Source organism: Arthrobacter sp. Hor0625 (assembly GCF_052567525.1).
Genome location: NZ_CP199586.1, coordinates 2240066 through 2259609, shown reverse-complemented (window position 1 = coordinate 2259609; position 19544 = coordinate 2240066). Strand labels below are relative to the sequence as shown.

General features: G+C 65.7%; 17 protein-coding genes. 6 read left to right on the top strand and 11 right to left on the bottom strand.

The window, feature by feature from the left end; translation table 11 throughout:
* Positions 1 to 5: 5 nt before the first annotated feature.
* The 5 genes from ACTWLI_RS10455 to ACTWLI_RS10435 form a co-directional block, all read right to left on the bottom strand.
* On the bottom strand, positions 6 to 1727 hold the full coding sequence (locus ACTWLI_RS10455; protein ID WP_445153803.1) for an ABC transporter ATP-binding protein: 1722 nt from the start codon (positions 1725 to 1727) through the stop codon (positions 6 to 8).
* Positions 1728 to 1738: 11 nt separating this feature from the next.
* A complete protein-coding gene (locus tag ACTWLI_RS10450; RefSeq protein WP_445153802.1) occupies positions 1739 to 2731 on the bottom strand; it encodes an ABC transporter permease in 993 nt (330 codons plus the stop codon).
* On the bottom strand, positions 2721 to 3650 hold the full coding sequence (locus ACTWLI_RS10445; protein ID WP_445153801.1) for an ABC transporter permease: 930 nt from the start codon (positions 3648 to 3650) through the stop codon (positions 2721 to 2723). The genes ACTWLI_RS10450 and ACTWLI_RS10445 overlap by 11 nt, the downstream gene beginning before the upstream one ends.
* Before the next feature lie 214 nt (positions 3651 to 3864).
* Positions 3865 to 5502: a peptide ABC transporter substrate-binding protein gene (locus ACTWLI_RS10440; RefSeq protein WP_445153800.1), complete on the bottom strand. Its 1638-nt coding sequence runs from the start codon at positions 5500 to 5502 to the stop codon at positions 3865 to 3867.
* A 280-nt stretch (positions 5503 to 5782) separates the two neighbouring features.
* The gene (locus ACTWLI_RS10435) at positions 5783 to 7624 is read right to left on the bottom strand and encodes an ABC transporter ATP-binding protein (RefSeq protein ID WP_445153799.1); all 1842 of its coding nucleotides are present in this window, start codon (positions 7622 to 7624) and stop codon (positions 5783 to 5785) included.
* A 79-nt stretch (positions 7625 to 7703) separates the two neighbouring features.
* Here ACTWLI_RS10435 and ACTWLI_RS10430 point away from each other — a divergent pair, with 79 nt between their 5' ends.
* Entirely contained in the window at positions 7704 to 8327 is a 624-nt protein-coding gene (locus ACTWLI_RS10430; protein WP_445153798.1) for a PH domain-containing protein, read from the top strand.
* Positions 8328 to 8357: 30 nt separating this feature from the next.
* Here ACTWLI_RS10430 and ACTWLI_RS10425 read toward each other — a convergent pair whose 3' ends face one another.
* The 4 genes from ACTWLI_RS10425 to ACTWLI_RS10410 all read right to left on the bottom strand — a co-directional run bounded on the left by ACTWLI_RS10425 (position 8358) and on the right by ACTWLI_RS10410 (position 13738).
* On the bottom strand, positions 8358 to 9461 hold the full coding sequence (locus ACTWLI_RS10425; RefSeq protein WP_445153797.1) for an ABC transporter permease: 1104 nt from the start codon (positions 9459 to 9461) through the stop codon (positions 8358 to 8360).
* The gene (locus ACTWLI_RS10420) at positions 9458 to 10999 is read right to left on the bottom strand and encodes an ABC transporter permease (protein ID WP_445153796.1); all 1542 of its coding nucleotides are present in this window, start codon (positions 10997 to 10999) and stop codon (positions 9458 to 9460) included. The genes ACTWLI_RS10425 and ACTWLI_RS10420 overlap by 4 nt, the downstream gene beginning before the upstream one ends.
* 183 nt (positions 11000 to 11182) lie before the next feature.
* A complete protein-coding gene (locus ACTWLI_RS10415) occupies positions 11183 to 12964 on the bottom strand; it encodes an ABC transporter family substrate-binding protein (protein WP_445153795.1) in 1782 nt (593 codons plus the stop codon).
* Positions 12965 to 13297: 333 nt separating this feature from the next.
* Positions 13298 to 13738 (bottom strand): SRPBCC family protein, encoded by a 441-nt coding sequence (locus tag ACTWLI_RS10410; RefSeq protein WP_445153794.1) that lies wholly within the window; start codon positions 13736 to 13738, stop codon positions 13298 to 13300.
* A 169-nt stretch (positions 13739 to 13907) separates the two neighbouring features.
* Here ACTWLI_RS10410 and ACTWLI_RS10405 point away from each other — a divergent pair, with 169 nt between their 5' ends.
* The 4 genes from ACTWLI_RS10405 (at position 13908) to ACTWLI_RS10390 (ending at position 17100) form a co-directional block, all read left to right on the top strand.
* Positions 13908 to 15050: an ABC transporter permease gene (locus tag ACTWLI_RS10405; protein ID WP_445153793.1), complete on the top strand. Its 1143-nt coding sequence runs from the start codon at positions 13908 to 13910 to the stop codon at positions 15048 to 15050.
* Positions 15051 to 15170: 120 nt separating this feature from the next.
* A complete protein-coding gene (locus ACTWLI_RS10400) occupies positions 15171 to 15845 on the top strand; it encodes an ABC transporter ATP-binding protein (RefSeq protein WP_445153792.1) in 675 nt (224 codons plus the stop codon).
* Between the two features lie 34 nt (positions 15846 to 15879).
* A complete protein-coding gene (locus tag ACTWLI_RS10395; RefSeq protein ID WP_445153791.1) occupies positions 15880 to 16476 on the top strand; it encodes a TetR/AcrR family transcriptional regulator in 597 nt (198 codons plus the stop codon).
* Between the two features lie 72 nt (positions 16477 to 16548).
* Complete coding sequence (locus tag ACTWLI_RS10390; RefSeq protein WP_445153790.1) at positions 16549 to 17100, top strand: DUF3090 domain-containing protein; 552 nt, start codon at positions 16549 to 16551, stop codon at positions 17098 to 17100.
* A gap of 63 nt (positions 17101 to 17163) precedes the next feature.
* Here the strand turns inward: ACTWLI_RS10390 and ACTWLI_RS10385 are convergent, their stop codons facing one another.
* Positions 17164 to 17772, bottom strand: coding sequence for a hypothetical protein (locus tag ACTWLI_RS10385; protein WP_445153789.1), 609 nt, complete (start codon positions 17770 to 17772; stop codon positions 17164 to 17166).
* Positions 17773 to 17840: 68 nt separating this feature from the next.
* Entirely contained in the window at positions 17841 to 18551 is a 711-nt protein-coding gene (locus ACTWLI_RS10380; RefSeq protein ID WP_445153788.1) for a helix-turn-helix transcriptional regulator, read from the bottom strand.
* A gap of 73 nt (positions 18552 to 18624) precedes the next feature.
* Here ACTWLI_RS10380 and ACTWLI_RS10375 point away from each other — a divergent pair, with 73 nt between their 5' ends.
* Positions 18625 to 19350 carry an alpha/beta fold hydrolase gene (locus ACTWLI_RS10375; RefSeq protein WP_445153787.1) on the top strand — a complete coding sequence of 242 codons (726 nt, stop codon included), beginning with the start codon at positions 18625 to 18627 and terminating at the stop codon, positions 19348 to 19350.
* The last annotated feature ends 194 nt before the right edge of the window (positions 19351 to 19544 follow it).

Here is a 19544-nt window from a genome sequence, read left to right as displayed (position 1 = left end):
AACAGCTAGGCCGAGGCCGCTTCCGGCGGCAGCATCAGGTGCGCCCCCGGGATCGCGTTGAGCAGGGCCTTGGTGTAGTCCTGCTGCGGCGAGTCGAACACCTCGTCCGTGGAACCGGTCTCGACCAGCTTGCCCTTCTCCATCACGCACACGTGGTCGGCGATCTGCCGGACGACCGCGAGGTCATGGGTGATGAACAGGTAGGTCAGGCCCAGCCGCGACTGCAGGTCCGCCAGCAGGTTCAGCACCTGCGCCTGGACCAAAACGTCGAGCGCCGAGACTGCCTCGTCGCAGATGATCACCTCGGGGTCGAGGGCCAGGGCCCGGGCGATGGCTACGCGCTGGCGCTGGCCGCCGGAGAGTTCGTTCGGGTACCGCTGCATGGTGGACTGCGGCAGCGCCACCTGGTCCAGCAGCTCCCGGACCTTCTTCTCGCGGCTGGCCTTGTCCCCGATCTTGTGGGTGCGCAGCGGTTCCTCGATGGTCCGGAAGATGTTGTACATCGGATCCAGCGAACCGTACGGGTCCTGGAAGATCGGCTGCACCCGCCGCCGGAACGCGAAGATCTCCTTGCTGTTGAGCGTGGAGGTGTCGACGCCGTCGAACACGATCTTGCCCGAGGTGGGCTGCAGCAGGTTCAGGACCATCTGAGCCACGGTGGACTTGCCCGAACCGGACTCCCCCACAATCGCCGTCGTCGTCCCGCGCTTGACGCTGAAGGAGACGTTGTCCACGGCGGTGAAGTCGGTGGAGCGACCGAACCCGGACCGCAGCTTGAAGACCTTGGTCAGGTTCTCAATCTGCAGCACCTCTTCGGGCATCGACGTTTCGACCGCCGCTTCCTCGGCCGGGGCCAGCAGGTCGCCGGATTCGACGCCGAGTTCCTTGGCAGCCTGGATGCGCCGGGAAGCCAGCGACGGCGCCGAGGCCACCAGCCGCTGGGTGTACGGGTGCTGCGGGTTCCGCAAAAGCTCCAGCGACGGGCCGGACTCGACGACCTGGCCGCGGTACATCACCACGACCTTGTCGGCGCGTTCGGCGGCGAGACCCAGGTCGTGCGTGATCAGCAGCACGGCGGTGCCGAGCTCGGTGGTCATCTTGTCGAGGTGGTCCAGGATCTGCCGCTGCACGGTGACGTCCAGCGCCGACGTCGGCTCATCGGCGATGAGCAGGCGCGGCTGGCAGGACAGGCCGATGGCGATCAGGGCCCGCTGGCGCATGCCGCCCGAGAACTCGTGCGGGTACTGGTTGGCGCGGCGCGACGCGTCCGGCAGTCCGGCTTCAGACAGCACCTTGGCGACGTCGTCCGGGCCGCTGGGCAGGCCGTTGGCCTTGAGCGTTTCACGGACCTGGTAGCCGATCTTCCAGACCGGGTTGAGGTTGGACATCGGGTCCTGCGGCACCATGCCGATGCTGTTGCCGCGCAGCTCGATCATGCGCTTCTCCGAGGCGTGGGCGATGTCCTCGCCGTCGAAGAGCACCTGGCCAGCCGCCACCCGGCCGTTGCCCGGCAGCAGGCCGATCGCGGCCAGCGCCGTGGTGGACTTGCCGGAGCCGGACTCGCCGACGATCGCGACGGTCTCACCGGGCATCACGGTCAGGTGGGCGTTGCGGACCGCGTTGACCTCGCCATTGCTGGTGGTGAAGCTGATTGCCAGGTCCTTGATTTCAAGGAGCGGCCGTTCGGCGGACGCGCCGGCTTCGTGGATTTCGACAGAGGCGTTCATGGCGTCCCCTTTCATCGCTTGCGCGCTTTGGGATCGAGCGCATCGCGCAGGGCGTCGCCCAGCATGATGAAGCTCAGGACGGTGATGGAGAGCGCGATGGCCGGCCAGAGCAGCGGCATCGGGTTGGACCGCAGCGACGCCTGCGCCGCCTGGATGTCATTGCCCCAGGACATGACGCTCGGCGGCAGTCCGATGCCGAGGAATGACAGCGTGGACTCGGCCACGATGAAAGTTCCCAGCGAGATGGTCGCCACGACGATGATCGGCGCCAGTGAGTTCGGCAGCACGTGGCGCAGCAGCGCACCGAACTTGGAGACGCCGAGCGAGCGGGCGGCCGTGACGAAGTCCGCGTTGCGGACCTCGATGACGGCGCCGCGGGTGATGCGGGCGATCTGCGGCCAGCCGAAGGTGACCAGGATCAGCACCAGCGTCCACGCCGTGCGGTTGGCACGGAACACGGGCAGCTGCATCATCACGATGGCGCCGAGGATCAGCGGCAGCGCGAAGAAGATGTCATTGACCCGGGCCAGGACCGCGTCGACCCAACCGCCGTAGTAGCCGGCGAGGGCACCCATGATGCCGCCGATCAGCAGCACGCCGAGGGTGGTGAACAGGCCTACGGTCACGGAGGAACGGGTACCAAAGATGACCCGGGCGTAGACGTCGCAGCCCTGCTGGGTGAACCCGAGCGGGTGGCCGGCCGCCGGACCCGCGTCGGAGTTCGCCAGTTGGCACGCCTCGGAGGCCGGGTCGATGCCGGAGAACAGCGAGGGAAAGAGCGAGACGGCGACGACGACAAGGATCAGGAACGCCGAGATCAGGAACAGCGGCTGCCGCCGCAGGTTTTTCCAGGCCTCCCCCCAGAGGCTGAGCGGGGCCTGGTCCTCTTTGACCTTGTCGGTTGCCTGCAGCGGCGTCTCGGCAAAGTCAGCGACGAAGTGTTCGATGTGCCGCCGGGCCGGCGCGGCGGAGCGCTGGTCGGGGGCGATGTTCTCAGGCGTCATAGCGGATCCTTGGGTCAAGCCAGGCGTACAGCAGGTCTACGAGCAGGTTGGACACGACGTAGATCAGCACCAGGACGGTAACGATCGAGACGACGGTGGGGCCCTCGCCCTGCGTGACGGCCCGGTAGAGCCGGTTGCCGACGCCGGGCACGTTGAAGATGCCTTCGGTGACGATCGCGCCGCCCATCAGCGCGCCGAGGTCGGCGCCGAGGAAGGTGATGACCGGGATCAGCGAGTTGCGCAGGATGTGCACGCGTACGACGCGGAACCGGGACAGGCCCTTGGCGGTGGCGGTGCGGACGTAGTCCGCGTTCATGTTCTCGATCACGGACGTGCGGGTCAGGCGCAGCACGTAGGCGAAGGAACCCAGGCCCAGCACGATCGCGGGCAGGATCAGGTCCTGCACCGTGGCGGCGGAACTGACCGTCGGCTTCGCCCAGCCGAGCTGGACGCCGATGGTGAACTGCAGCAGGAAGCCGAGGACGAAGATCGGGATGCCGATCACGATCAGCGAGGCGACGAGCACGGTCGCGTCGAAGAACTTGCCCTTACGCAGGCCGGCGATCAGGCCGAAGATGATGCCGAAGACGGCCTCGAAGATCAGGGCCATGACGGCCAGGCGTGCCGTGACCGGGAAAACTTCGCCCAGCACGGCGGCGATCGGACGTCCGGAGAAGTCCTGGCCGAGGTCAAAGGTGAAGATGCCCTTGAGGTAGAGCAGGTATTGGATCCAGAACGGCTGATCCAGGTGGTACTGCTCGCGCAGCCGCGCGGCCACGGCCTCGTTGACCGGCTTGTCGCCGAAGAGTGCCACGATAGGGTCGCCGGGCAGGCTGAAGACCAGAAAATAGACCAGCAGCGTGGCACCGAGGAAGACCGGGATCAGCTGCAGGAAACGCTTGAGGATGTAGGTCGCCATCAGCGAAGGACACCCCCGTCAGCAGGCATCCTGTCCAAGGATGCGGCGGAGTTGTTCATCAAAGAACCTTTTCACTATGGTTTGCAGCCCCCCGCCGGTGCGGTCACGGCGGTCCGGCTGCGGAGTACACCGGCCGGAGCGGGTGCCTAGAAATGGGTGGAAGCAAAACAACGGCGGGGGCCCCAACCAGGCAGCCCCCGCCGTTGTTCAGTTATTACTTACCGGAGATGTTGTAGTACAGCGGAACACCGTTCCAGCCGTAGTCAACGTTGGTGACCTTGTCGCTCCAGCCGCCCTGGGCGACCTGGTACCACAGCGGGATGGCCGGAAGGTCGGTCAGGAGGATTTCCTGGGCCTTGTTCATGGCCTTGTTGCCTTCGCTGACCGAGGAAGCGGCGAGGCCTTCAGAGATGGCCTTGTCGAATGCCGGGTTGGCGTAGCGTGCGTCGTTGGAGCCGGCGCCGGTCTTGTAGATCGGGCCGAGGAAGTTGTACAGCGACGGGTAGTCGGCCTGCCAGCCGGCGCGGATCGAACCGGTCAGGGTGCCGGCGGTCGCGTCGTTGCGGGCTTCCTTGAAGGTGGCGTACGGCTTGCCTTCGACCTTGATGCCGAGGGTGTTCTTCAGCTGGTTCACGACAGCCTCGACCCAGGCCTTGTGGCCGCCCTTGTCGGCGTTGTAGGCGATGGTGAAGGTCTTGTTCGCATCCCACTTCTGGATGGCGTCGGCCTTGGCCCAGGTGGCCTTGGCCTTCTCGGCGTCGAACTTCAGGTTCTCGGAACCCGGGATCGAGTCGCTGTAGCCGTCCAGGACGGGAGCGGTGAAGTCCTTCGCGGGCTGGCGGGCGCCGCTGAAGATGACCTTGGTGATTTCATCGCGGTTGATGGCCATGGAGAGGGCCTGGCGGCGCAGCTTGCCGGCTTCGCCGCTCCACTCCGGCAGGTATTCCGGAATCGCGATGGTCTGGTTGCCGGCGTACGGCTTGTTGATGGTGCGGTCACCGAGGTCGGACTTGAAGTTCTTCAGCGCGCTCGTGGGGATGGTCTGCAGGATGTCCAGGTTGTTGGACAGCAGGTCCTGGTACGCGGCGTCGTCGTTCTGGAAGATCTTGAACGTCACGCCGGCGTTCTTGGCCTTGCGCGGGCCGTTGTACTCCGGGTTCGGGACGAGCTGGATCTGCACGTTGTGCTGCCAGCCGCCGTCGGCCAGCTTGTACGGGCCGTTGCCGACCGGCTTCTCGCCGAAGCCCTTCGGGTCCTTCAGGGCGCCGGAGGGAACCGGCACGAAGGCGCTGTAGCCGAGGCGCAGCGGCCAGTCGGATTCGGGCTGCTTCAGTTCAACGGTGAAGGTCAGGTCGTCGACGACCTTGAGGCCGGACATGGTCTCGACCTTGGAGCCTTCGGCGCTGGCCTCGTCGTAACCCTTGATGCTTTCGAAGAAGCTGCCGCTGAGCTGGGCGTTCTTCGCAGCCGCACCGAAGTTCCAGGAATCCACGAACGTCTTGGCGGTGATCGCCTCGCCGTTGGTGAACTTCTGGTCCTTCTTGAGCTTGATGGTGAAGTTTTTGCCGTCCTTGCCCTCGATGGACTCGGCCAGTTCGTTCACGGGCTTGCCGCTGGGGTCGTAGCTGACCAGGCCGGCGAAGATGAGGTCGATGACCTTGCCGCCGCCAACTTCGTTGGTGTCGGCCGGCATGAGCGGGCGCTGCGGTTCGGAACCGTCAGCGATGATGACCTTGCTGGCGTCGCCGCCGGTGCTGCCGCCGGCGGTCGAACCGCCGCCACCGCAGCCGGTCAGGGCGAGAGCGGCGATTGCCATGACGCCCAATGCTTTGGAAGTGCGCGAAAAACGCATTCCGCCTCCTATGAGTTGTGGGAGTTCGTGCGGGAGAGACTTATGCTTCCCGGCAGGCCCGGGCACAGGGATGCCCTGTGACGTGGCCTACATATGGAAGTAGCCTAACCGCAAGGAGTCCGAATAATGGAACTCCGTTGCCAAACCGTGACTCGACAACTCCGTGACGGCTAGCGTCAATCGAAACGCATTTCAAGTCATACGTTACTCGCTGGTACTATTCGCTCAATCACACCTCCGGGTTACAGTCCATTAACCGGAAATCGGGGCTCTGGCCGTGTCAGCTGGCGCCCGAGAGGAGCTGGGCGCGCAGCTCCCGGCGCTCCCGCTGCTTCTCCGGATCGGGCAGCGGCACGGCGGCCAGGAGGCGCTGGGTGTAGGGCTCCTGCGGGTTGCGAAGGATCTGGTCGCGGGTGCCCTGCTCCACGATCCGGCCCCGCTGCATCACGCAGATCCGGTCGGCGAGCACGTCGACGACGGCGAGGTCGTGGGTGACGAACAGGCAGGCAAAACCAAGCTCCTTCTGCAGGTTCTGGAAGAGTTCAAGCACCTTGGCCTGGACCGAGACGTCCAGGGCCGACGTCGGTTCGTCCGCCACCATCAGCTTCGGCTTCAGCGACAGCGCCCGGGCGATGCCGACGCGCTGCTTCTGCCCGCCGGAGAGCTCATGCGGATACCGGTTGCGGTAGTCGCGCGGGAGTTCAACCTGGTCCAGCAGCGCCTCGATGCGCGACTGCAGTTCGGCGCCCTTGGCCACGCCGGCGAGGAACATCGGTTCGCCGATGCTCTCGCCGATCGGCAGCCGGGGGTTCAGCGAGGACGAGGGATCCTGGAAAACCATGCCGACGTGCCGGCGCATTTCGTGCAACTGCCGGCCGTTCCTCTTGGCAGCGGAGATGTCCTGCCCCACCACCTTCATGGTGCCGGCGGCCACCGGCAGCAGGCCAACGGCGGCGCGCCCGATGGTGGTCTTGCCGGACCCCGACTCCCCCACGAGACCCACGACCTGGCCCGGGTAGATCGCGAGGTTGGCTCCTTCCACAGCGCGGAAGGCGGGAACCCGGCCCTGCTTCGGGTATTCGATCGCGACGTCGGTCAGTTCCAGCACCGGCTCGCCCTGCTCCTTCGCCGCGGCGCCCGCCGCGCCTGCTGCCGCGGCCAGTGCCGCTTCGTTTTCGCGTTCCCGCCGCAGCAGTTCCGACCGCGGAACCGCGTCCAGGTCGGCGTGGGTGTCCGCTGCGAGGGCGGCGGTGACATCGACGTCGTCGTCGCTGGCCGCCCCGCCCTGCCCCAGGTGGGGGACGGCGGCCAGGAGCGCCCTGGTGTATTCGTGCTGCGGGTTGTGGAAGATCTCTGCGGCGGTGCCGGTTTCGACGATGAGTCCGCGGCGCATGACGGCGATCCGGTCGGCGAGGTCGGCGACGACGCCCATGTCGTGGGTGATCAGCACGATCGCGCTGTCCAGCTTGTTGCGGAGGTTGCGCATGAGGTCGAGGATTTCGGCCTGGACGGTCACGTCAAGCGCCGTCGTGGGTTCGTCCGCGATCAGCAGCTTGGGGTCGCAGGAGAGCGACTGGGCGATCATGGCACGCTGGCGCTGTCCGCCGGAGAGCTGGTGCGGGTAGGACTTGTAGGCCTTCTCCGGGTCCGGCAGCTCCACGAGCTCGAGCATCCGCAGCGCGCGTTCGCGCGCCTGGTCCGGCGACACCTCGTTGTGCAGCCGGATGGTTTCCACGATCTGCGCGCCGACGGTGTAGACCGGGTTGAGCGCCGTCATCGGTTCCTGGAAGATGACCGCGACGTCCTTGCCGCGGACGGACCGAATGTTCGCCTCGTTGCCGCCGAGCAGTTCCTGGCCTGCGAGCTTGACGCTGCCGCTCACCCGGCTGTTGCTGGGCAGCAGGCCCAGGAGGGCCATCGAGCTGGCGCTCTTGCCGGAGCCGGACTCCCCCACGATCGCCAGCACCTCGCCGGCGCGGACCTCGTAGTTCAGGCCGATGGCCGCGGGAACCCACTTCTTGTCCACGCCGAAATCGACGCTCAGGTCACGGACCTCCAGGACGGTGTCGCCTCTGCCGGGCGCGGGAGCCGGGGCCGGGTCCAGGGTGATGAAGTCAGTCATGATGGATTTTTCCTTCCGCCCGAGCCGCCGCCGCACCGGTGATTAGTGCTGGAACTCGGAATACTGAATTATTGGGGGCATGAGCACTGTGCCCTCTGCCGGAAACGTCGAAGTCTTCAAGGCCCGGACGAACAAATGGTTCGCCTGGCTGGCCTGGGCCGTGGCCGCGGTCGGCCTGGTGGTGACGGTCGCCTCGGCCGGTGTGGCGGCACTGCCGACCACTGCGCCGCTGCTGCTGCTCGCACTGCTGGGCTGGCAGTTTTTCTGGATGCCCGCCGTCGCGGTGCACGACGGCGGCGTCACCCTGGAGAACCCGTTCCGCTCCGTCCTGGTGCCGTGGGCCGCGCTGGTGCACGTCGACACCCGGTACGCCCTGACGCTGGTGACGGCTGAGCGCAGCTACGCGGCCTGGGCCGCGCCGGCCCCAGGCATCTGGGGCGGGCGCAACGCCCGCCCCGAAGACCTGCACGGACTGCCGGACACCAGCTACGGCCCGGGCAGGTCGGTCCGTCCCGGTGACCTCAAGACCACCGATTCCGGCCAGGCAGCCCAGCTGGTGCGCACGCGCTGGCGGGACCTGGTCGAAAGCGGCTCGCTGGACACCGGCCACGGGGCCGCCGCCCAGGTGCGTCCGCGCTGGGCAGCCGTGGCCGGCGACCTGCTTCTGCTGGCCGCCAGCTACTGGGCGGTGGCCGCCGGGTAGCCGGCGGCCGGTGTCGGGGCAGCACCGCATTTAGCGGTCCCCGGGTCCGTCGAGTGCCGTGACCGGGGCAGGTTCCGGCTTCCGTTCGGCGTCCTTGGCCTTCTTGGCGTTGAACTTCTTCTGCCGCGGGTCGAAGGCGTCACGCAGGCCGTCGCCGATGAAGTTGATGCTCAGGCAGATCAGCACGATGAACAGGCCGGGGAACCAAAACAGCCAGGGCCGGGTGGAGAAGGCCTGCTGGTTCTGCGAGATGAGCAGGCCCAGGGAGGTGTCCGGGGCCTTGACCCCGACGCCGAGGAAGCTCAGCGCCGTCTCGGTGAGGATGGCCGCGGACATGGTGAGCGTGACGTTGACGATCAGCACGCCGACGGCGTTCGGCAGGATGTGCTTGAAAATGATCCGGGCGTTGCTGGCCCCGGAGATCCGTGCGGCGTCCACGAACTCCCGCTCGCGCAGCGAGAGGAACTCGCCGCGCATCAGGCGAGCGAGGCTGACCCAGCTGATCAGGCCCAGGAAGATGCCCAGGGCCAGGACGCCGTTGGTGCTGGCGAAGGCGGAGAACCAGCTGCCCGAGTCGCGACGGCCGGCCATCTGCGCCATGACGGCGGCCAGCAGGAGCGCGGGAATGATGATGATGACGTCCGTCAGGCGCATCAGGATGGCCTCGGCCCAGCCGCGGAAGTAGCCGGAGACCGCGCCGACAACGACGCCGATCAGGCCGGCGATGAGGCCGATGACGACCATGACGGTGATGGACTGCTGCGCCCCGCGCATGGTCATGGCGAACAGGTCGCGGCCGATCCGGTCCTGGCCGAAGGGGTGCTCGCCCCAGGCCAGCGGCCACAGCGACGAGGTCGGTGCGCCGTCGTTGACCAGCGGGGAGACCTGCTCGTGGTTGTACTTCCACCAGCCCGGGATGCCGAGGTAGCCGACCGAGGTGAAGGCCAGGATGAAGATGAACGCGAACACGACCAGGCCGATGATGGCGCCGGAGTGTCCAAGGAAGCGTTTCCGGACAATCTGCCCCTGGCTCAGGCCCTTGGCCTCGAGGACGGGCTCGATGCCGGCCGCGGGCGGCTGGGGCAGTGCGGCCTCTTCGGCCATGATTTCGTCTTGCTGGCTTGGCTGGCTCATGCTTTTACCCTTACGCGCGGATCAAGTGCGGAGTAGGCGAGGTCCGCGATGAGGTTGAACACCATGGCGGTGATGGCGACACACAGGAAGACACCCATGACGGGGTTCGGGTCGACGTGCGAGATGCCGTCCAGGAAGAGGAAGCCCATGCCCCGGACGGAGAAGACCGATTCGGTGATGACGGCGCCGCCGATCAGGCCGCCGATGTCGAAGGCGACGATCGTGGCGATCGGGATCAGCGCGTTGCGGAATGCGTGGCGCATGACGACGGTCCGTTCCGTCAGGCCCTTGGCCCGGGCGGTCCGGATGTAGTCCATGTTCATGATTTCCAGCATCGAGGCGCGGGTGAACCGGGTGTAGCTGGCCAGCGAGATCAGAATCAGGGCCAGGGTCGGCAGGATCAGGTGGGTGAACGTGTCCAGGCCAAGGACCCAGAAATCGCCTTCGATGTTCGGCGTGCTCGCCCCGATGGTGGCGATCGGGCGGCCACGGACCCTGCTGTTGTTGAAGTAGCTGGGCCAGGCCTGCATGAAGCGGTCCAGCAGCACCATGAAGCCGACCAGGAACGAGGTGATGGCAGCGGCGCGCATGGACTGCCCGCGGTCGTAGCCGCCCACCAGGTAGCCAATGCCCAGGCCGACCAGGACGGTCGCGACGCCCAGCAGCGCGATCATGAGGAACGTTGCCTGGTCCAGCAGGGGCTGGACGACGAAGTAGAGCACGACGCCGACGCCGACGGCGATCAGCGAGGACTGCAGGGCCTTGCGGTTCTTCAGCCCGGCGGTCAGCAGGGTGACGGCGAAGGCGAGGCCCACGCCGGCGATCGCGATCAGTACCGGGCCCAGGCCGGGGGTCTTGAACCATTCGGTGGCGGAGAAGTAGATGAGGATGGCGGTCACGAACAGGAACACGACGCCGCCGGCGAGGACGCGGCGCTTGAGCTCCCCGCCGACCGCCACCGCGATCACGGCGCCGAGGGCGAGGCCGATGCCGATGGCGGTTACGAGCGGTATCTCGGGGTTCCGCAGGAAGTTGTTGAAGCCGATGGCGCCGAATTCCTTGAGCAGGACGGCGACCCAGAAGATCGGCAGGGAGAAGAACAGGAAGGCCATGAACGTCACGCCGTAGTCAAGGGCGCTGTACTGGCGCAGGGCCGTGATGATGCCCAGGGTGATGCCGATCAGGATGGCGAGGACCGTGGCGCCGGTAACCAGGGTCAGGGTCTGGACCAGGGCGTGGCCGAGGGCGTCCGTGACGGGCTGGCCGACGATGTTCTTGCCGAGATCACAGGTGCCGGCGAAGGGGACGAGGCACTGGGCCGCACCGCCGAGCCACTTGAAGTAGCGCAGCGGCGGGGGGACGTCCAGCTGCAGGAGTTCGGTGCGGGCGTCCATCAGTTGCTGCTTGTTGGCCGCGTTGATGGCGCGGTACTCCTCGAGGGGATCGCCTGACGCCGCTGTCAGGAGATACACCAGGAAGGATGCGCCGAGAAGAATGAGGGCGGCAGTCAGAAGCCGCCGGACTATGTAGGTCACCATGGGGAATAGAACCTCGGTATTCGGGCCCAGGGATCGCCCGGACCGGTCGCAGAGTTAGGCCGGATCCCCCGGCCGATGCGGCTGCGCCATTCATCGCCGGGGAGGGTCGCTAGAAAGGCGTCGGGACCGTAAAGCCGTGGTCCCGACGCCTTCAGCTAGCTATGTGTCACTTGCGGTGGCGGGCTACTTCTGAGCCCACTCCCAGAAGTTCCACCAGACACCGGTCTGGTTCGGCATGTACTTCACGCCGGTGATGCGGTCGCTGTACGCGTCCACACCCACTGCCTGGAACAGCGGCAGGCCGTAGGCGGAGGCCCAGATCTTCTTGTCGATCTGCTGGATGATGTCATCCTGCTTGGCCTTGTCGGTGGTGACGATGAGCTCGTCCATCAGCTTGTCGGCTTCCGGATCGCTGAACTTGTTGAAGTTCGAGTCGTTGCCGGACTTGAAGATCTGCGGAACGCCGGAGACGCCGACACCCGAGTTGATCCAGCCGAAGATGGTGGCGTCGTAGCTGCCGTCACCGAGGGCCTTGCCCCAGTCGGACTTGCCGAGGCCGCCGTCGACGACCTTGAAGCCTGCCTTGCCGGCGGACTCGCGGATCAGGGAGAAGGCGTCAACACGGTTGGGGTTGTCCTTGTTGTACATGATGCGGACGGACGGCGTGGCACCGTTGAGCAGCTTCTTGGCGCCCTCGATGTCAACATCCTGGTAGGCGGAAGAGCCGTTGTCCTTGACGGAGTCGGCGTACTTGGCCTGGTCCGGGACGAAGAGCTGGGAGTCCAGCGGCTTGGCGTTTTCGTCAAGCTTCTTGACGATCTTGTCCACGATGTCCTTGCGCGGAACCGTCTTCATGAAGGCTTCGCGGACGTTCTTGTCAGCGAACGGGCCGCTGTAGTTCAGGTCGATGTGGTCGTAGGAGAGCTGGTTGCCCACCTCAACCGTGACGCCCTGGCTTTCGAGGGCCTTAAGCTGCTCCACCGTGTCGGCGGACGCCTGCGGGGCGATGATGTCAGCCTCGCCGTTCTTCAGCGCCTGGACCTGGGCGGGAGCCTCACCGATGTAGCGGACGGTGATTTCGTCGAGCTTGGCCTCCGGGCCCCAGTTGTAGTCCTTGTTCTTGACCATGGTCAGGGACTGGTCCTGGTTCATCGCCTTGACGACGTAAGGGCCGTTGGAGAGGAAGAGGCTAGGATCGGCCGGCAGCGTCTTGGTGTCGAAGCCGGTGTTCCACATGTCCGCCATGGCCTTGAGCTGCTTGTTGGCGGGCTTCGGGTTCTTGGCGTCGCCGCGCGGCATGCCCTTAATCATGTCAACGAACGCCTTGGCGTCGGCCAGGCCGGCCTTCTTGGCGAGGACGTGCGCCGGAATGTCGATGCCGGGGCCGCCGAGGGCGATCTCCCAGTCGGCGAACGGCTTCGAGTACTTCAGGGTGATGGAGCGGTTGTCGTCACCGAGTTCAGGGAAGTCGGTCAGCGCCAGGCCGGTCGGGTCGCCAGCGTAGGAGAAGTAGGTCGTACCCTTCTTGCCCTCGGCATCGGCGTCGTTGTAGTAGCCGGAGAACGCCGCCCACTGCAGCACCAGGTCGGCTGCCGAGACGGGGGTGCCGTCGGACCACTTAACACCGTCGTTGATGGTGTACTTCACGGTCAGCGGGTTGTCTGAGACCTTTTCCATCTTGCCGAACTTTTCGTTGCGTACAACGTTCAGTTTGTTGTCGATGTAGAAGAACCCGGAGTGGGTGGCGTAGCTGACCTTGGAGTTGATGTCAGTGTTGCCGTCAGCGGTATTGGGGTTGAACGTGTTGAACGCGTTGACCTCGACGACCGTAGCCGAGCCCCCTGACTTGCCTGCCGCGGCAGCGGACGACGGGGTTGACCCCCCGCTGTTGCCGGCGCAGGCGCTCAGTGCGAGCGCTGCTGCTGCCGCGACCCCCACTGCTTTGGAAATACGACCGAAGCGCATTCCGCCTCCTTGTTTCTGTGGTGTGGATGAGACCGGCGCCAACGGCACCAGAAGGACGTCCACACTCCCCCAGCGGCAGTGTGGCGCGTCTCACATGGCATGAAGCGTAAACCCCCGGCAGGGCGGAAGGGCACGAAAGTTGACCGCGAATAAAGTTCGTTATCGAGCTGCAACAATTGGTGCGGAACGGCGGCTTAATTTGCCTAAATTCATTGACGGATGGCCGACACCAAGATAAAAGCGCCAGGCGTCAAAGCCCCGTCATCCTTGAGAATTGGACGATTTCGAGTTAATCGGCCATTACCGGGCGGCCGGCCAGGATGCAGCGTCGGCCTACGCCTGCTCCGCCAGCCGCTTGATTGCGTCGATCGCCTCAGACCACATGCCGCGCATGTCGTCGGCCCACTCGTCAGGCACCTCAAGCTCGACGACGAGCGTCGTCACGCCGTCGTTCTCGATGAATGAGTAGTTTTCGTGGAGCCCGGCGGCCGGGCCCCCGGGATTCTCGGCGCCGTTCTCGACATCGCCCAAGTAGCGGATCGAGACGAACTCGTGGGGCCGGTTCTCGACGATGGTCCCGAAGAGGCCGCTCGAGGTTCCGTCGTCGTTCGGGCCGAGGAAGCGGATCTCCTCCCCCTCGTTCCAACCGCCCTCGTAGGTCGACCCCTCCTGGAACGCGCCGGCCCACTCCCGGTAGGTGTCGAGGCCGAGCATGACGTTCCAGACGTGCTGCGCAGGAGCGTCGACACCGACGCTGAATCGAAGGTTCTCCATGGGTGATCTTAGAACCGGGATGCCGTCGCGGCGCAAGAGCGCGCAGAGTCCGGTTCGCCGGCAAGGGGGTGGATTTGCTACGTCCCCACTTTGCTGACATGCTGTCAGGAAGATGCTGACAGTGCGTCAGCATCGTACCCCTGTTACTCCTATCAACCTAGGACCCCCAATGTTCCTTGCACTCCGCGAACTGATCTTCGCGCGTGGCCGCTTCAGCCTGATGGGCGGTGTCATCGCCCTCATCGCCGTCCTGATGGTGATGCTCTCCGGCCTGTCCTCGGGCCTCGTCAACGATGGCGTGTCCGGCCTCAAGTCGATGCCGGTCACCGCCTTCGCCTTCGACCAGGGCACGAAAACCGACAACGCGTTTTCCCGCTCCGTGGTCGATGACCAACAGCTCAACGCCTGGCGTGGGACAGCCGGCGTGGCTGCTGCGGAGAAGATGGGCGTTGGCATGGCCAATGCCACTACCGATTCCGGCAAGCAGATCGACCTCACACTGTTCGGCGTCGAGCCCGGATCCTTCCTGGAACCGTCCCGCTCCGCCGGCACCGCACTCGGGGCCGCTGATGGCATCGTCGTGTCCTCGACCGCAAAGGCTGAAGGCATCGACCTCGGCACGGTGGTGACACTGGACCGGATCGGCACCAAACTCAAGGTTGTCGGCTTTACCGAAGGGCAGGCCACATTCGGGCACGTCGAAGTCGCCTACCTGCCCTTGAAAACCTGGCAGCTGATCGCCTCCGGCCAGGCCGCCCCCGGCACACCGAGCGCCGCGCAGTTGTCCGCGCTCACCTTTGACACCGCCAGCGTCGTTGCGGTCCAGGCGCAGCCCGGCACCAAGCTGGATCTTGCCGCCGGCGACACGACGGCGGGGACGTCCAGCAAATCCCTGTCCGCCGCCTTCAACGCATCTCCCGGCTACGAGGCCGAGACCATGACCCTGAGCATGATCCAGGTCTTCCTCTACGCCATCTGCGCCCTCGTGGTCGGCGCGTTCTTCACCGTCTGGACGATCCAGCGCAAGCACGAAATCTCCGTACTGCGGGCCATCGGAGCCTCAACCGGCTACCTGCTGCGGGACGGGCTGGCCCAGGCCGCCATTCTGCTCGTGGGCTTCACCGCGCTGGGCGTGGCCGCCGGCCTGGGACTCGGCGCCGCCATGCCCGACGCCATGCCGTTCGCGCTTGAGGCCGCACCGATCGCCATCGCCACGGCCCTCACCATTGGCCCGGGCCTGATCGGCGCCGCCGTGGCCGTGGTGCGTATTTCCCGCATCGACCCGCTCAACGCCCTTGGAGGACAGCGATGACCAACCCCACGTTCACGGCGGCCGGCGCACGCACCGCCGGCGCACCCGGACCTGCCGGCCTGTCCATCCGCCACGCGGTGATGGAGCTCGGCGACGGCGACACCAAGGTGAAGGCCCTGGATGACGTCAGCCTCGACGTTGCCCCCGGGGGAATTTCTGGCCATCGTCGGGCCATCCGGGTCCGGCAAATCCTCGCTGCTCGCCGTCGCCGGCGCCCTCGCCTCCCCGGATTCCGGGACGGTCAGCATCAACGGCCAGGATCTCTCCCAGTTGAGCCGGGGCAAACGCGCCGCGTTCCGACTGGCGAACATTGGCTTCGTTTTCCAGTCCGGCAACCTCATCCCGGCGCTGACGGCGGCGGACCAGCTCCGGCTGGTCAACCGGCTCGCGGGCGGACCGAAGAATTTCGACCCGGCTGTCCTGCTGGAATCCGTCGGCATGGCCCACCGTGCCGCCAACCGCCCCGCACAGCTCTCGGGCGGCGAACGGCAACGCGTTGGCATCGCTCGGGCACTCGTCTCCGGGGCGAAACTCCTCCTCGTGGATGAACCGACCGCTTCCCTGGACCGGGCCCGCAGCCGCGAGGTCGTGGAATTGCTCGCCCGGCAAAGCCACGAGCACGGCGTCGCAACAGTCATGGTGACCCACGACCATGACGTCCTCGGCTGCTGCGACCGCATCGCCGAGATGGTCGATGGCCGCCTGGGGGCTCCTGCCCCGTGCGCTAGCATCCAAGCTCCGGGTACGACGACGGCGGCCTGCTCAGCGGGCCGCCGTCTCGCGCCGTATTCTTGAAGCCCAGGCCACATCAGCGTCAAAGGATCCCGTAATGCCCAGAATCAGTGCCGCCACCGTCGCGGAACATCGCGCCGCACAGGAGCGCGCACTGCTGGATGCTGCCCACGAACTGCTGCAGGAAACGTCGGAGGCGCCGACCATGGCCGAGGTGGCCTTGCGGGCAGGGGTCTCAAGGCCCAGCGTTTACCAGTATTTCGGTTCCCGGCAGGATTTGCTCCAGGCCCTGGTCCGCGACATTTTCCCGCGCTGGACCGAGCGTGTCACCGGCGCCATGGCGGATGCACCCACCGAGGCGGACCGGATCCTTGCCTACGCGACGGCCAATCTTGACCTGGTCGCCGAAGGGGCGCACGCCGTTGGAGCAGCGCTGGCCGCACTGGCTCCCGGCGCCGAGCTCGACGAGCAGGCCACCCGGATGCACCGCCAGCTGCAGGAACCGCTGATCGCGACGCTCACCGAACTTGGAGTTGCGGACGCGGAGTCAGTCGCCGAGATGATCAACGCCGTCGTCCACGCCGGCACCCGCATGCTCGAATCCGGTCAAACAGTGGCGCAGGTGCACGCCCACCTCAAGACACTGCTCGGCCCCTTCGTGGCAGGGCGCCGGGCCGCCGAAGCCTCCGGGTAATAGTTCAGCCGCAGCGCACACCGCGCGCTGCTCCGCGGAGGCGAGGCGCCCTCGTGTGCCTAAAATACTCATATGCCTTCCCGTGTTCACGAGTTTGACTGGCCTGATCGCGTCGTCGTTGGCACTATCGGCGTTCCCGGGGCGCGGACGTTCTACCTGCAGGTGCGGTCCGGGGCTCAGATCGTCAGCATTGCGATGGAAAAGCAGCAGTCCGCTCTGCTCGCCGAGAAGATCGACGAGATTCTCGACCAGCTCGGCACCGTCGAGGGCAACCCGTTCAGCGTTCCCGCGGGCACTCCCGTCGAACTCGTCGACAACGACCCGCTAGAGGCCGTCCAGGAGCAGTTTCGCACCGGCGCCATGAGCCTGGGCTGGGACCCGACCACGGCCCAGGTCGTCATTGAGGCCCATCCCATCAGTGATTTCGATGCTGATTACGACGAATCGCTTGACCAGGACGGCGCCGAGGACTCCGAAATGCTGCTGGTGCGCCTGCCGGTCGGCACCGCCCGGGCTTTCGCCAAGCGCACCCGCGAGATTGTGGGCGCCGGGCGTCCGACATGTCCGCTCTGCGGCTACCCGATCGACCCCGACGGGCACATCTGCACCCTTCCCGGGGACTGACGCCGGCGCCCAGCCGACGGCTTAGACAACGACGGCGCGCTTCGCGCCCAGCGCTTCGCTGCTCTAGCGGGCCTGTCCTATGAGCGACCGCGCCGGCAGGGATGTCCGACGTCGTCTGGATGTGCGGGCGGACTTGACGACCACTACCGTGGCCGCGATGACGGCGGCTACGGCAGCCAGGATCACGGCGGCCCTCATGGCCGGTGGGGAAACCTCGTCCGGGGCGGCACCGCCGCGGGTTCCGACGTCCGGCACGTTCCAGTCGGACGCCGAGGGAAAGATACCCGGCGGAAGCTCTTCCGTGCGTAGTTCCCGACGGGACGCCAGGCGGTTCCTGACTTCTTCGTTCGGGGCAGGTACGACTTCGTCTGCCGCCACCGCTGTCGGGTAATCAATAATGTAGGGCTCACCATAGAACGCTGAGGAGGCCACGGATTCCAGCCAGGTGATCGGCGGTTCCTGAACCCCGTGAGCGGCGAAAACTGTTCGCAGGTTCTCCACAATCTCGCTAAGGCTCTTCCCTTTGGAGTCCTTGCTGACCTCAAAGATGGCCAGTTGGAGTTGCAGCTTTACTTCCGCAGCAGGATCTGCCGCAGCCGGGTCCTGGCCGGTCGGGTCTTCGGTCGGCAGCTCAGCGTTGACGTCGCCGGACTTGTTTGGATCTGCATTCATGAGTTTCCTTTCTCCGCGCCTCCCCGTCGTTCCCACCGGTTCCAAGCTATCAAAGCCCTCTGCTTCGGCTAATTGCGGCTGGCATCAGCCGCAACGCGAACTGACCTGGATGTTGCTGGCGCGCTACCGATCTCCTCAACGGTATGGGTGCCGCAAGGCGTCTTAGTCACGGTGGCGTGCACGATGCGGCCGACTCGGAACCAGCGCATCTCGTTGCGTAACCGGCACCAGGCGATCAAATACCAGTGGCCGTTGGTTGAGGCGAAGATGACTGGTTCGACGTCCCTGGTGGTCTCATCTCCATCCTGAGCGGCGTAGCGGATGCGGGCCACCCGCTGCTCTGACATCGCTTCCTCAAGGGCCGATCGGACGGTCCGCGTTCCAGACTTATCCGTGTTGACCCAGATGCGGCGCGCCAATTCATCGACCTTTTCCCGGGTTGGAGGATCCAGTACGTCGACGATCTTGCTGACGGCGACCGAGGCGAGATCAGCGTACGGCGCATCAGGGGCGGCTGAAACCGCTGCGAGGAGAGCCACCGCTTGAGCGGGGGTCAGTCTCACAGGCGGAAGATCGGCTTGAATCGCCAGTCCATAGCCGCCGCGAGGTCCCGGACGGGACCAGATCGGAGCGCCACTGTTCTCCAGCGCATCAATGTCCCGCTTAATCGTGCGCACAGACACGCCGAACTCGATGGCCAGCCGGTCTGCCGTGCATCCACGAGATCCGCTGCGTCGCAGCATCTCGGACAACGCGTGCAGCCGCTCGACTCGCTTCATTTCTTCACCCGTCTTTGATCCGTGCCATAAATAGTGCCACACAGTTGTCCGAGAGGCGGGCGAGGATGGTGGCATGACAACAGATACAAGCAGTCCGACGATCCTGCTGATCCCCGGCCACTGGCTGGGAGCGTGGGCATGGGACGAAGTCCTGGAGAACCTGACATCCTCGGGCCACCGCGCCGTCCCGCTGACCCTGCCCGGACTCGACGAAACCGACGCCGGCCGGGTGACCAGGACGCTGGCGGACCAGGCAACGGCAATCGAACGGGCCGCCACTGGCAGCTCCGGGCCAGTGGTCGTCGTCGCGCACAGCGGGGCCAACGCTCCGGTGAGTCTCGTCCTCGACCGCCACCCCGAGCTGTTCAGCCGTGTGATCTGGGTAGACAGCGGCCCGGCTGCGCCCGGCGTCGCCTTTGCCCCCGACTTCCCAGAGGATGTGGACGGACTCGAGCTGCCACCGTTCGAGATGCTTGGGGAGCAGGCCAGCATCGAGGGCCTGAGCGCCGATGCCCTCGAGCGGTTCCGCGAACGCGCAGTGTCTGAGCCCGGAACCGTCCTTCGCCAGGTCGTCCAGCTCACGAACGATGCTCGTTTCGACGTGCCCACTACTTTCGCGTGCTGCTCAATGCCGAGTGCGCTAATACAGGATCTGGTCAAGGCCGGCCATCCTATGTTCGCCGAGGTGGCCAAGCTCAAGAGCGTTAACTACATCGACCTTCCGACCGGCCACTGGCCTATGTGGAGTCGCCCGGCCGACCTTGCCCACATAATTGCATCGGAATCCTCAAGCGACTGACACAGCACGGATATCCTCCTGAGTGCTATGCGCTGATGGGGCCCTTCACCAGTTCGCAGTCAGCCGTTCGGTGAAAAACCCGATGGCCGCCAAGAACACGTGTTCTTGACGGCCATCGAAACGGTCTCAGCGAATCCGGACCTTACACGTTGAAGCGGAACTCCACCACGTTCCGTCACAGAATAACGTGTCAA